This is a genomic window from Sediminibacillus terrae (assembly GCF_009602435.1).
Lineage (GTDB): Bacteria > Bacillota > Bacilli > Bacillales > Amphibacillaceae > Sediminibacillus > Sediminibacillus terrae.
Window position 1 is genome coordinate 38,052 of the sequence record NZ_VZDQ01000002.1, and the last position, 13,862, is coordinate 51,913.

Sequence of the window (13,862 nt, forward strand, 5' to 3'; positions counted from 1 at the left end):
GAATGAAAAGGAGTGACTGGGGAAACCGCTGATGAAATTTAAAGTCAACAGTTATAAAGCAAAGTGACTGTGAAGGGAAGTGCTCAGGAAAGAGGTAAAATGTAGTCCGGCGGGAATCCTTGAATACTATATCCTGCATGCCCCAGGCAATCCCAGAATCGTGTGGCCGGGATAGAAGGATGTTGTTTTAATTTTTCAGAGGACTCTTAGTGAGGAGGCTGTAACCTTCTGCTGTTCTTTCCCGATCCCCTCTAACATAAAGCCTGAACAGAGTGGCTCGCACGGTGTTTTTCATTTGTATGTTAGCCTGTTTTTCGATGGTGCTTCGTATCGATGCAACAAGAAAATACACTTTTCTTTTCCAATTCATTTCTGAAGACATGCAGGTGGCGGGCGAAGGATAGAACAGTTTGCTTTTTGCTAAGCAAGGTTATGAAACACGCAAAAAACCGAACGAATTGGTAATCGTTCGGTTTTTTGCGTTTGTTTCATCTTCTTTAATCTAGCATCATCCGATATAGGTATTAGGCACGGGAAACATATTTTCCATCTGCAGTGCTGATAACGAGGACATCACCTTCGTTGATGAAGAACGGTACTTGTACGCTCAGTCCTGTTTCGAGAAGGGCCGGCTTTGTGCCCCCACTTGCTGTATCCCCTTTTATGCCTGGTTCTGTTTCTTCCACTTTCAATTCCACGTTGTTAGGAAGTTCGACACCCAATGTTTCACCACCGTATGTCATAATATTCACTTCCATATTTTCTCGTAGGAACTTTAGTTCGTAATCGATTTGGTTTGCCTGTAATTCCAACTGTTCATAAGTGTTGGTATCCATGAAGGTATGTGTGTCACCTGAAGCATATAGATACTGCATTTTTCTGTTTTCGATATGCGCACGGCTTACTTTTTCACCAGCCCGGAACGTTTTCTCCTGGATGTTACCGTTACGCAGATTACGCAGCTTGGAGCGGACGAAAGCAGCACCTTTGCCTGGCTTCACATGTTGAAAATCCAGTACCTGCCAAATACCATTATCCACTTCAATTGTTAGTCCTGTACGAAAATCGTTTACTGAAATCATGTCATTTCCTCCTTCAATCTCTCAACTATAAGGTTATCAATTCTTTGGATGCGAAGCTAAGAGATTCATTTCCATCCTTGGTTACCAATGTATCATCTTCTATCCTACAGCCACCGACATCCGGAATATAAATCCCTGGCTCGACCGTCACGACCATTCCTTCTTCCAAAACCTGTTGACTCCGGTGAGACAACGCCGGTCCTTCGTGAACATCCAGGCCGAGGCCATGGCCGGTAGAGTGTCCAAAGTAGGAACCGTACCCTTTCTCTTCAATATAATCTCTTGTTAATGCATCCGCTTCTTTTCCGGTTATACCGGCTTTTATTCCTTCCATTCCTTTTAATTGGGCTTCTAAAACAGTATTATATATCGATCTCAATTCATCACTGATAGCTCCTACAGCCACAGTCCGGGTTATATCCGAAGCATAACCTTTATAAAGAGCCCCAAAATCAAGGGTAACAAGTTCGCCTTTCTGAATTTCCTTTTCGGAAGCGACTCCATGAGGAAGAGCAGAACGCAAACCGGATGCAACAATGATATCGAAACTTGAGGAGGTTGCCCCTTGCTTCCTCATAAAAAATTCAAGTTCATTCGAAACATCTATTTCTTTCACCCCTGGCTTGATAAAAGTCAATATGTGCTCGAATGCGGCGTCGGCAATCTGTGCAGCAGACTTTATAATATCAAGCTCTTCTGCAGATTTTATCAAACGAAGCTTTTCAACCAATCCGCTGGTTGGTACAAGTTCTGCCTCTATCTGATCACGGTACTGCTCAAAAAGGCCATAAGTCAGATCAGCTTTTTCAAAGCCGATCTTCCTGCTGCCCAATTTCTTCACCTGTTCGGCAACTTCTTGATGAATCGGCTGCTTATGTTCGATGATTTCAAAATCCTTCACCTGTTCTCCAGCCTGCTCCGTATAGCGAAAATCAGTGATAAACAGTGCCTTGTCAACAGTCACCAATACAACCCCAGCTGATCCGGTAAATCCAGTTATGTATCTACGGTTTTGTGCACTCGTTATCAACAATGCATCGAGCTCTTGATCCTTTAGCGCCTGCCTCAGCTTCTCCAGTTTCCCCATCATCTTCATCCTTTCTTGTTTTCTTCCAGAAATGCTAAAGCTGCCAAACGATATCCTGTCGTCCCCAGCCCAACAACTTGACCATAGCATACTGGTGCAAGCATGGAATGATGACGGAAAGCTTCCCTTTGATGTATGTTGGAAATATGGACTTCGATGACCGGGACATCCAAACCGCTGATTGCATCCCGGATGGCGATGCTAGTGTGCGTATACGCCCCTGGGTTAAAAACGACCCCCTGGTATTTATCCTCGGCATCTTGCAAACAATCGATTAACTCCCCTTCATGGTTCGACTGGAAAGTGTCCAATTCCCAACCATAGGCCGCGGTTAACTCTTTTATCTCCGCATGCACATCGTCCAAGGTCGTCGAACCATAAATCGACGGTTCCCGTTTGCCAAGCCTGTTCAAGTTCGGACCATTCAACAGTAATAATCGTTTCATTGCAGCTTTCCCATCCCTTTACCATCTATACTGATACAACACCTTCCAGTTTATCATAATTAACTATCCTTTGAATAATTTTTTCCTCCGGCTCTTTGCGCATCTTGATAATTATAGGATATCGAATAACCGATAAAGGTGCCATATAATAAAAACAGACAAATGGTTGTCACCACCGTATCGCTGTCCAGCCTTGTCATTTGGGGGACCGTAGGAAAAATCGGATGCAACAGATAGAAAACCAGAAACCATAAAGCGATACCGAAAATCGCACTGGGCCAGATTCCTTCTACCGTTTTCATAAAAAAATAAAAAATAGCGGCAGTCCCCATCGACAGCAGTCCAATTACAAAGATCGAAATCAACTCACCGAGCCAACCATCGGTCCACGCTGTAGTCAACCAGGACCTGAGAATGAAAGTTGCCGGTGAATAAGAAGTGAAATTGAAGAATGAGGCGACAAATCCAATGAAGCTCCAGAACACACCTCCGAAAAATCCAGTGAACAAGGCTTTACGGAAAAAGGACACTGCTTTCTCTTGTTTATTTTGCTCTAATTTTTCATTATCTTTATCCATGGGATAACACCACCTTCTTTTATAAGAGTGACCAATAACCTTCCTTTTCATCCACGTAATTATTCTAAGCCTCTAAAAAAATGCGCTAGTTATCTGAATCTTTTTTTAGTAAAATAAAGATAGGAATCATTCCTGCACATCGTGATAAGGATCGAGAATTCTTTCAGAAAATAATGTGCTTTGATGAATAATTATGATTTGTCGGGGAAGAATTTATTCATGAGTGATAACAAGCGTTTCCCAACCTTTTGGATAGAAAATACCCGTATCCGGTGTAAAATCCAACTTTTCGGGAAAGGTTATTAATGAAGTCTGCTCTCGTACTTATATTTCGATAATCTGCTTCCTGATTCATCCACCCTTGTTGTTCCAATCTTTTTCTTTGGAAAATTCCAATTAAGATGCTAAAAGATATTCCAGTAGTGGTATACAGGATAGTAAGAGAATTCGAATAAGGTTATTTCCCTGGTGAAAGGAGGACTTGATTAGATGACTCGCAGTAAGATGTCCCTTTTTATTTATTTACTGATCGGCCTTGCTATATTTGGTTTTGCTGCTCAGCTTTTAACTAATACAAGCGGATTATTAATGAATTTGGTCATGATGGTGGTGGTCGGCGCTGCATTATACGGGGTCGTTTACTATTTTTTCATCCGCAAACGTACATCGAATGAATTGAAAAAGTATAAGAAGGCAGTAAAACAATCAAAGATGAAGTACAAAGGGGAAGATGCTGGCAGCAAAAAAACATTTTCACAGGCTGCTAAAAAGAATGCCCCACTCCTGAAACAAAAGAAAAACAATCGGGCCCGCGCCACCCATTTACGGGTGATCGACGGAAATAAACACAAACGCAAAAATCGAGCTTCTCTGTAAGCTCGATTTTTTAATTGAGATCCTTTCGATAATGACTGGATATGCTTCTCGCTGCCCAAATCAAATATTCTATAAAGGCGTTCCCTGGAAAACCTCGCATTCCTGTGTGGAGATAGTACCACTGGAATTATGCTAATCAAAAAATTCCATATGCGGCTTAGCCTGTCGATAATATTCCAGACGATCCTTTAGGGTTCCGGTATGAAACTCAAATTTGTGTCCATCCGGATCTGTAAAATAAACGGAGGACTTGTCCCTCTCATCCCGACTCCTGCCTTCCAATATGTGTACATCGAGCATTTCCAAGTTTTTGCATGCTTCTTCGAATTCGGATTCTCCAATGGAAAAAGCGATATGAGTATAAGACTGATGAATTTCCCCCCTTGGAATTTCTTTTTCAACATTGAGGGCAATCCATAGCCCATTCAAATCGAAATAAGCAGTATTCCTCCCCTTTACGAGCAGTTTGGCCCCGAACACCCTCTGATAAAAATCAATCGATTTCTCCAAGTCTGCTACTGAAAATAGTAAATGATTGATTCCTTGCAGTTTCATCAATTCAACCTTCTTTCTTGTAAAGATACTATCGATAAACGCTATCCCCTACCATTGCCGCCAGGTTTTGTTCCCTAGGAGACGAGGGCCAAAAGATATAAACTGCGACATGGTTTGAATGCGTCTTCCTGACTCCTTGCTTTTATTGAGCGGTAGTTCGGCGCTGCGGAAATACCCTGCGCTAGGGACAGCTTCCTGTTTAGAAACGCGTGTACGAGACATTGTTTCTTGATTCGCTTGGTACTAAAGAAATGTCCCATCAAAAGACATAGCTAGGAAAACAAACAGAAAGTCCAAGAACAGGAGAAAAGACGGGAACTCCAACTGTCTTTTATGAAAAAGAAGTACCTATTTCCTGACAAACGTTTTTAAGATGGTTGTTGGGCATCAAGGAAAAGTTTCTACGCTTGGTGATAATCAGCATGCTTCTTAGCGTAGGTAGCATACGCAGACTCCTGCGGGAACAGCGCGAGCTGAAGATCTACTTGGTAAAGCGGTTTTCTTTACCAAGTTAGCTGAAGCCGTGCCCGCGGAAAGCGAAGTATGCTACCGAAGCGGGGGGTCACACTCTTTTTGAATAGGCAAGGAAGTTCCCTATACAGTTAGGGAGTAGTTTCTATTTATTATGATATAAGAAGCTAAGTCGTTCCAAATCCGTAAAAGCTTATATTAAAAAGAAGTATTATATCAAAGATGTAATACTTCTTTTTTAGCGTTCTTTATTGATTTTCCGCTTTTTGATGAATGGCTTCCAATTCCTTCACTCTCGCATCATCTTCTTCAAAATATTGCACCAGGTCACCGATACGATCGATCGAATTCCAGCTTAAGTGATGCTCGATTCCCTCTACGTCTTCATAAATATTTTCTTTGTTTACGCCGATCAATTCTAAAAATTGCTCCAATAACTCATGTCGATATACTAAACGCTTACCAACTTTTTTTCCTTTTGCAGTAAGTATCAGTCCTCGGTATTTTTCATAATTCAAATATTCATCTTTATCCAGTTTTTGAACCATTTTCGTGACGGAGGATGGATGAACATGCAATGCTTCTGCTATATCAGACACGCGTGCATATCCTTTCGATTCAATCAACAGATAAATTTGCTCAATATAGTCTTCCATGCTTGGTGTTGGCATTATAATCCTCCATTCGCTTCTTCAATCCAATTATTCCCTCTATGTAAAAGCATACAATAGTTTGTACATGCAGACAAGCTGATAACCGCAGGGTATTGATTTTCTAGTATGACGGTCATCGTCAACAAGAGAAGGGGCGGCAGATGCCGCCCCTTGCTTGTTTATAAACCACATTTCAGCTGTGCGTTGCAATTTGTACACGTGTTACAGCCACCTATATCTTCCACCGTACCTTTACGGCAAACAGGACATGTATCACCGACTTCTGAACCAATCGTCACATTCGTTTTTTCCAATTCATGAATGGTATCCATCAAAACGACATGAGGTTTGTTGTCAGCTGCTTCATTCTGGTGTGCTGCTTCCTCATCAAAGCTGTTATCTTCCGCTTTCAAGGAAAGCACCTGGGTGTCTCGGCTGCCATCAACATAGACAGTTCCACCTTTGGCTCCCCCGTTATAAAGGCGACGGTAAACACTTTCCACTTGTTCAACCGAGTAACCTTTCGGTGCATTGACAGTTTTGGAAATAGAACTGTCAACCCATTTCTGAATCACGCATTGAGTATCTGCGTGCGCTTCCGGTGCCAATTCCATAGCGGTAACAAACCAATTCGGCAGGTTGTCGGCATCTTCTCCTGGATGCTTGTCCAAATACTCCTGGACAATATCAGCTTTCACTTCAATAAACTTTCCTAAACGGCCGCTGCGGAAGTAGGAGAATGAGAAGTATGGCTCCAGACCGGTAGAAACACCGACCATGGTCCCGGTACTTCCTGTAGGTGCCACCGTGAGAAGGTGCGAGTTACGGATGCCGTGCTCTAAGATGCCTTGACGGATATCCTCCGGCAGTTTCTTCACATAACCGGTTTTGGTAAACCTTTCACGCAGCTCCCTGGTCTCTTGTTCTGTATCTCCGATCAAGAACGGGAAGCTTCCTTTCTCCTTCGCCAATTCAATTGATGTACGATAAGCTGTGGTCGCGATCGTTTCAAAAATTTCATCGACAAGTTGATTACCCTCAGCCGAACCGTATTCCGTTTCAGCATAAATCAAAAGATCGTGCAGTCCCATTACTCCCAGACCGACACGCCGTTCACCTAATGCCTGCTTTTTGTTTTCTTCCAAGAAGTATGGTGTGGCATCAATCACATTATCCTGCATTCTTACGCCAGTTCTGACAATGCTCTTAAGTTTTTCAAAGTCTACCTTCTTATTTTCTTTATCGGCCACGGATGCAAGATTTACCGCAGCCAGGTTACATACAGAATACGGTGCAAGCGGCTGTTCTCCACAAGGGTTGGTGGCAACTACCTGCTGTCCATAAGCCTTTGCATTTGTCATATCATTTGCGTTATCGATAAAGAAAATGCCAGGTTCTGCAGAATATGTGGCACAGATATTAATCAAGTTCCACAATTCCTTCGCTTTCATCCGGCGATAAACCCGGACACCGTACCCTTGTTCTTCCCATCGACGTACATCGCCGGTTTCATGCCAATTCTCGTTATAGGCCCGCATCTCTTCCGGTGAATAACTTTCCACATTCGGAAATCTCAGTTCATAATCCATATCCTTTTCGACTGCTTCCATAAACTCTTTTGTCAAGCATACGGATATATTTGCCCCCGTCAGGAATTCCGGATTATGAACACTGTATGTACCTCCAGTGTTCAGCTTTTCTTCTGCTTCTTTGATAGCAGCTTCCGTAAAGCCTCCCAATCCCGGCATGTTTTTATAGTTTACAATGCCTTGATACAGATCGATTTCAATTGGTGACAGCGGAGTGAATTTCAGCTTTTCCTGTGCCAGCTTTCTAATTTGCTCATCCTCTGTGTTTTCTATCAAAAATCGGAGAATTCTCGGATTTTGCATTTTTGAAATGATAAACTCGATGATATCCGGATGCCAATCTGCCAGCATGATCATTTGTGCTCCCCTGCGGGAACCGCCTTGCTCCACCAAATGGGTCAACTTCGCAATATCATCCAGCCAGGAAACTGAACCGGAAGATTTACCATTGACACCACGTGCAAGAGTGTTACGTGGACGCAATGTAGAACCGTTGGTGCCTACACCTCCACCCCTGCTCATAATTTCCATTACTTGCTTACGGTGATCAGAAATCCCTTCACGAGAGTCTTGTATAAATGGCATGACATAACAATTGAAGTAAGTCACATCTGTTTCTGCCCCAGCTCCATATAAAACGCGTCCGGCAGGGATGAAATGCATATTGGATAATTCATGATAAAAGCGGTCAAAGGCTTCCTGTTGCTTTTCTTCTGTTGTTTCCACCTTCGACAGACCTGTAGCATTCCGCTTCGCAATTTGTTCATAATAGATTTCGAGTGGTTTATCAATCACATCCAATGATCTACTGACAACGCCTGTGTTTGCTTCTTCCTGATCGTCCAGCACAGACACAAAGTCCTTATCCACCTGGATTTCGGCACGTTTTGACTGCCAATCGATAGATTTGACAAACCCATATCCCCTCGCCGGAAACTTAGGGTCCGCCTTTACGGTCAAAACGACAAAATCGCCTGACTTCAACGTTGCCTTCTCCGTATCCTTGAAAGCGTACCTATCCAGCATTACTAAACGCGATACACCTTCATGGGTGATTTTCATATCCGGGGTTATTGGATGTACCTGCTCAAATAAAGCGATATCCTCGTTTAATTGCTCGACATTAATCTGCATGTTTACTTCTGTGATGGTTTTCATATATGGCATCACTCCTTCTTCCCTTTAAAACATTTAAGTATAATATTCAATTTACCACATAACCGAGAAATAAAACAATATATTGTGTTCGGTTTTTTTGACACATACTATATATTGTTAAATGGAACGAAACAAACGAAGTTTGTCAAAGATGAGAAACCGCAATTATAAACGGAAATAAAAGATAAAAAAAGAAAAATGGTCAATTTTTTTGAAAAACCGCCTTTTTTATTAGTTGCGTTTTTTAGCTTATTTTGTTGAAAGAAACAGAAGCCCGTAATACCGCCAAATAGAAAGCTTACAAAGGAAGGGAAACAAGAAAAAATTTTTATTGTGACAACTTTCAACGTTACCCTGTTCAGCCGTACATGGCGTTACGCAATTATCCTTTGAAAAATATGAAGAACATGCCTATAATATAGGTTGACGCTACAGAGAAATGGGGGAACAGATGATGGGGATTGAATTTCTGCTAATTTTACTAATTGTGATCGTAGGGTTCGGTATATATAGATATTTTAAACAAAGAAAAATACTGAAAACCTTGTCGGAAGAAGAATTCCGTCAGGGCTACCGGAAAGCCCAATTAATCGATGTGAGAGAACCGAAAGAATTCGACGGGGGACACATCCTGGGGGCAAGGAATATCCCGCTTTCACAGCTGCGGAACCGTTTGATCGAATTAAGGAAAGACCAGCCAATCTATATGTATTGTCAAAATGGTACAAGGACCGCAAGAGCTGCCATTCTTTTAAACAAGAAGGGGTACAACGAATTGTATCAGCTTCAGGGCGGTTTCAAAAAATGGAACGGCAAAATCAAAAAATCAAAATCTACCCAGTACTAAAAGGAAAGACACTTCGAGATCGAAGATATAAGGACAAAAGCGCAAGCGGCTGTTTAAAGAGAGTACAGGCTAAAACCGCCACGTCCTGTGGCAGCGCCTGCATGACCCACATCGTTTGGGCCTCCGACAAGCTTAAGGCGAAACTCGGAGTGGCGCTTCTTTGCCACACAGAGGATTGCCTTAAGACCTCAGGGGGTTGGCACTGGAGCTAGACAATGAAAAGAAAGCGGCTATCCTTATTTCGGATAGCCGCTTTCTTTTTATTGTGGTCTATTGTAACGGAGAACGGGTTTTCTGGCCGCCGTCGTCTCATCCATTCGCTTCACAACCGTATGATAGGGTGCCTCTTGGACAAGTTCAGGGTCATTCTTCGCTTCATTGGAGATTTGGATCATGGTATCAATGAATCCATCCAGTGTTTCTTTGGACTCCGTTTCAGTTGGTTCTACCATCAACGCTTCTTCCACATTCAGCGGAAAGTAAATGGTCGGGGGATGGTAACCGAAATCCAACAACCGTTTGGCAATATCAAGCGTCCGTACTCCCAGTTTCTTCTGCCGTTTTCCCGACAGCACAAACTCATGCTTGCAATGTTGGGTATAAGGAAGTTCATACTCTTCCTGCAGGCGCCTCATCATGTAATTTGCATTTAAAACGGCATACTCGCTTACCTTTTTCAATCCTTCCGCTCCCATTGTCCGGATATACGTATAAGCCCGCAAATTAATGCCGAAATTACCATAAAAAGGCTTTACCCTGCCGATAGAATCTGGTCTGTCCTCTTCAAAATAGTATTCCCCATTCGCTTCTGACAGAATCGGCTTAGGTAGAAACCGTGCCAATTCCTCACTCACTCCTACCGGCCCTGAACCTGGTCCCCCACCTCCATGGGGTCCAGTGAAAGTTTTATGAAGATTTAAATGGACGACATCGAATCCCATGTCTCCAGGGCGGGCATACCCCATAACTGCATTAAGGTTGGCGCCGTCATAATAAAGCTTCCCGCCAGCCTGGTGTACGATTTCCGCCATTTCCACAATGTTTTCTTCAAATAAACCAAGCGTATTCGGGTTGGTCAGCATCAACGCAGCCGTATCCTCACCGACTACACGTTTTAAATCTTCCAAATCCACCGTTCCATGTTCGTTGGACTTCACGGTTACCGCTTCAAAACCGGCGACCGTGGCAGATGCAGGATTGGTGCCGTGGGCGGAATCGGGTACAATAACTTTGGTACGGTTCAGTTCGCCATTTGCTTCATGATAAGCACGGATCATCATCAACCCCGTCCATTCTCCCTGCGCGCCAGCAGCTGGCTGCAATGTCACCTCGTGCATACCGGTGATGGCTGCGAGTGACGATTGTAAATCGTACATCACTTTCAAAGCACCCTGTACCGACTTGGGATCCTGATACGGATGTATATGGCTGAACCCTTCCATGCGGGCTACATCCTCGTTCATTTTCGGATTATACTTCATCGTGCAGGAACCTAATGGATAAAATCCTGAATCCACTCCATGATTCCTTTTCGATAAAGCTGTATAATGACGGATAATCTGCAGTTCGCTTACTTCTGGAAGATCTGGTGCTTCCTCGCGAATGTAAACCGGATCGAATTCCTCTTTCAAGTCGAACTCCTCGATTTCCAGTTCTGGCAGGCTGTAGCTTGTTCTTCCCGCCTTGCTGTGTTCAAAAATCAAAGGAAAGTCTTGTTTATCCATGAATATCCCCCATTTCTTTTGCGAAGGCATCCATTTCCGCTTTACTTCGATTCTCTGTAACTGCTATCAGCATATGAGTAGGAAATTCAGGATACGTCTTCGCCAAATCATACCCACCTATAAAGCCTTTGTTAAGCAGGCGTTCATTCATCTTCGATACAGGCATGTGTATATCGACAACCAGTTCATTGAAGAACGGTCCGGTAAGAACGCTCTCTATCCCTTGTTCTTTAAGCTGTTGATGTAAGTACCTGGCCTTTTGCATATTAAGCCACGCCATCTTCTTGATGCCCTGCTTTCCCAAAGAACTCATTGCTACAGATGAAGCAAGTGCATTCAAAGCCTGATTCGAGCATATGTTGGAAGTCGCCTTGTCTCTGCGGATATGCTGTTCTCTTGCTTGCAGAGTGAGTACAAACCCCCGTCGGCCGTCTTCATCGGTAGTTTGACCGACCAGCCTCCCCGGTACTTTCCGCATCAGTTTCTTTGTTGTCGCGAAGTAACCACAATGCGGACCGCCGAATTGAGCCGGAATTCCGAAAACTTGCGTATCTCCTACTACGATATCTGCCCCAAATGCCGCAGGCGGGGTCAAATATCCCAATGCCAATGGGTTGCTGGAAACAATGAACATCGCTTTCTCGTCTTCTAACAACCTCTGCAGTTCGGCAAGCGGCTCGATTTGTCCGAAGAAATTTGGATACTGAACAATGACTCCCGCCGTGTTTTCGTCAATTTCTGCCTCCAAAGCTTCTAAATCCACCGTTCCATCCTTATGTCCTATTTCTACTATATCGAGTCCTTGCCCTTTTGCATAAGAAGCTAACACTTGCCTGGACTCTGGATGTACTGTATTTGCCACAAGGATTTTTTTCCGCTTCGTCTGCGATGCACTGAGAGTTCCTGCTTCAGCCAAAGCGGTCGGTCCATCATACATGGATGAGTTCGCCACTTCCATTCCTGTCAATTCACAAATCATCGTCTGAAATTCAAAAATGGCTTGCAATTCTCCTTGTGAGATTTCCGGTTGGTAAGGGGTATATGCTGTATAAAACTCCGATCGTGAGATGACGTGATCGACGATAGACGGGATGTAGTGATCATAAACCCCTGCACCTAGAAAGGAAGCATGTGACTTTAAGTTGACATTTCGTCTTGATAAATCAGCCAGCTCCTTCAGGAGTGCTGGTTCATTGGTAGGTTCCTTTATATCCAGTTCCCCTTGAAAACGCACTTGTTCAGGTATATCGGAAAACAATGTATCCGTTGATTCGACACCGATCGTACGCAGCATTTCCTGCTTATCTTCATCAGTCATCGGTAAATAGCGAAACTCCATTTTATCTCCCCCTTAGCGATGTGTTTAAGATTTTTTATAAAATGGCGTAGGAACTACTTTGGCCTTCAACAGCCGTTTACGCACCTGCACATAAACCTCTTCTCCCTGCGTTGCATGACTCGCCCTGATTAAAGCAAGGCCGATATTTTTCTTTAAAGTCGGTGACTGGGTACCAGTAGTGATAAAGCCGATTTCCTCTTCCCCTGCAAATACAGCATAGCCGGTACGGGGAATTCCTTTGTCGATCATCTCCAGGCCTACTAATTTTCGGGGCGGTCCGTCCTCTTTTTGCTTTTTCAGTACATCTTTACCGATGAAATCAGCCTCTTTCTCGGTCTTGACCGCAAAACCGAGACCGGCTTCTATCGGGGTTATTTCCGAAGAAAGTTCCTGACCATAGAGTGCAAGGTTCGCTTCAAAACGGAGCGTATCCCGTGCCCCGAGTCCGACCGGCTGGAGGCCATCTGGCGAACCTTCTTCCAGCAGTTTTCTCCAAAGTTGTATGCCAGCGCCGGGTTCTATGTATATTTCAAATCCGTCTTCCCCTGTATATCCGGTACGTGCGACGATAGCTGTTCCTTCTACATCGTTAAACGGGACATCCGATTCAAAACGGAAAAAGCGGATCGCGGAGAGATCGATTTCCGTCATTTTTTGTAGGATGGATTCAGCTTTTGGTCCCTGGATAGCCAATTGAACATACTGATCTGATATATCCTTTATAGAAACCCCCTCGATTTTATTTTCCTGAATCCACTGATAATCTTTTTCCCTGTTGGCCGCATTCACCACAAGCAGATAACGTTTCTCGGCGAGTTGATAAACAATCAAATCATCAACCGTACCCCCATCTGGATAACACATCATGGTGTACTGAGCCCGTTTTGGGGTAAGCTTCGCTACATCATTCGTTAAAAGCTTTTGCAAACAACGTTCTGCATTCTGGCCTTCTATAAGAATCTCACCCATGTGAGAAACATCGAAGAGGCCAGCCGCCATTCTTGTAGCCTCGTGTTCCTTCTTGATCCCGGAAAATTGGACCGGCATTTCCCAACCACCGAAATTTACGGTTTTGGCTCCACTTTTCTCATATTCAGCAAATAAAGGGGTTCTGTTTAATTCTGTCATTCTCTCAACTCCTTCTTAAGTAATCATTCAGGATTAAAACGGAATACAATTGTCTGCAGCCATTCACCATTGCAGAAATCAAACATAAAAGGACAGAGATTCTCCCAATCAGGAAAATCTCTGTCCTTTCACCAGAAAGTTTCGCCAATCCGATTGGCTTGCTTCTTAGGTGGTTTACATGCGTAAACACTCTCCAGAGCTGCGTCCTATAAGAGTCTTTTTGCCTGAGAGATTCACATTATGTTTGCTCCTTCGGCGCTATCATCACAGATAGTCTCTCCTCTTATATTCATTCGCTATATTAAATTAACCGTGTTCGGACATAATAA

General features: G+C 43.5%; 12 protein-coding genes and 2 riboswitches. Of the genes, 2 read left to right on the plus strand and 10 right to left on the minus strand.

What is annotated here, in order from left to right; all coding sequences use genetic code 11:
- Positions 1–524: 524 nt before the first annotated feature.
- The 4 genes from efp to F6X55_RS00755 are packed head-to-tail and all read right to left on the minus strand — an operon-like array spanning position 525 to position 3,193.
- Positions 525–1,082: an elongation factor P gene (gene efp / locus F6X55_RS00740; protein WP_026569977.1), complete on the minus strand. Its 558-nt coding sequence runs from the start codon at positions 1,080–1,082 to the stop codon at positions 525–527.
- A 25-nt stretch (positions 1,083–1,107) separates the two neighbouring features.
- Entirely contained in the window at positions 1,108–2,169 is a 1,062-nt protein-coding gene (locus F6X55_RS00745) for a M24 family metallopeptidase (protein WP_026771182.1), read from the minus strand.
- A gap of 5 nt (positions 2,170–2,174) precedes the next feature.
- The gene (gene aroQ, locus F6X55_RS00750) at positions 2,175–2,615 is read right to left on the minus strand and encodes a type II 3-dehydroquinate dehydratase (protein ID WP_026771181.1); all 441 of its coding nucleotides are present in this window, start codon (positions 2,613–2,615) and stop codon (positions 2,175–2,177) included.
- 59 nt (positions 2,616–2,674) lie between these two features.
- The gene (locus tag F6X55_RS00755) at positions 2,675–3,193 is read right to left on the minus strand and encodes a YqhR family membrane protein (protein ID WP_026569974.1); all 519 of its coding nucleotides are present in this window, start codon (positions 3,191–3,193) and stop codon (positions 2,675–2,677) included.
- Positions 3,194–3,682: 489 nt separating this feature from the next.
- Between F6X55_RS00755 and F6X55_RS00760 the strand changes: the two genes are divergently transcribed.
- Positions 3,683–4,069, plus strand: coding sequence for an SA1362 family protein (locus F6X55_RS00760; RefSeq protein WP_026569973.1), 387 nt, complete (start codon positions 3,683–3,685; stop codon positions 4,067–4,069).
- A 132-nt stretch (positions 4,070–4,201) separates the two neighbouring features.
- Here F6X55_RS00760 and fosB read toward each other — a convergent pair whose 3' ends face one another.
- The 3 genes from fosB to F6X55_RS00780 form a co-directional block, all read right to left on the minus strand.
- Positions 4,202–4,624: a metallothiol transferase FosB gene (gene fosB / locus F6X55_RS00765; RefSeq protein ID WP_026771178.1), complete on the minus strand. Its 423-nt coding sequence runs from the start codon at positions 4,622–4,624 to the stop codon at positions 4,202–4,204.
- 719 nt (positions 4,625–5,343) lie between these two features.
- The gene (gene mntR / locus F6X55_RS00770; protein ID WP_026771177.1) at positions 5,344–5,766 is read right to left on the minus strand and encodes a transcriptional regulator MntR; all 423 of its coding nucleotides are present in this window, start codon (positions 5,764–5,766) and stop codon (positions 5,344–5,346) included.
- A gap of 161 nt (positions 5,767–5,927) precedes the next feature.
- Positions 5,928–8,495 (minus strand): vitamin B12-dependent ribonucleotide reductase, encoded by a 2,568-nt coding sequence (locus tag F6X55_RS00780; RefSeq protein WP_153461534.1) that lies wholly within the window; start codon positions 8,493–8,495, stop codon positions 5,928–5,930.
- Between the two features lie 454 nt (positions 8,496–8,949).
- Here F6X55_RS00780 and F6X55_RS00785 point away from each other — a divergent pair, with 454 nt between their 5' ends.
- The gene (locus F6X55_RS00785; protein ID WP_371068698.1) at positions 8,950–9,342 is read left to right on the plus strand and encodes a rhodanese-like domain-containing protein; all 393 of its coding nucleotides are present in this window, start codon (positions 8,950–8,952) and stop codon (positions 9,340–9,342) included.
- A 260-nt stretch (positions 9,343–9,602) separates the two neighbouring features.
- On the opposite strand, the gene gcvPB is transcribed toward F6X55_RS00785, so the two are convergent.
- From gcvPB to gcvT, 3 genes are read right to left on the minus strand one after another with little or no spacing between them, the layout of a single operon-like run.
- Positions 9,603–11,066 carry an aminomethyl-transferring glycine dehydrogenase subunit GcvPB gene (gcvPB, locus tag F6X55_RS00790; RefSeq protein ID WP_026569969.1) on the minus strand — a complete coding sequence of 488 codons (1,464 nt, stop codon included), beginning with the start codon at positions 11,064–11,066 and terminating at the stop codon, positions 9,603–9,605.
- Positions 11,059–12,405, minus strand: a complete 1,347-nt coding sequence (gene gcvPA / locus F6X55_RS00795) for an aminomethyl-transferring glycine dehydrogenase subunit GcvPA (protein ID WP_153461536.1) — start codon at positions 12,403–12,405, stop codon at positions 11,059–11,061. Before gcvPA ends, gcvPB begins: the two co-directional genes overlap by 8 nt.
- 24 nt (positions 12,406–12,429) lie before the next feature.
- Entirely contained in the window at positions 12,430–13,533 is a 1,104-nt protein-coding gene (gcvT, locus tag F6X55_RS00800; protein ID WP_026569967.1) for a glycine cleavage system aminomethyltransferase GcvT, read from the minus strand.
- 118 nt (positions 13,534–13,651) lie between these two features.
- Positions 13,652–13,732, minus strand: a riboswitch (glycine riboswitch).
- Between the two features lie 3 nt (positions 13,733–13,735).
- A riboswitch (glycine riboswitch) is annotated at positions 13,736–13,826 on the minus strand.
- Positions 13,827–13,862: the final 36 nt, after the last annotated feature.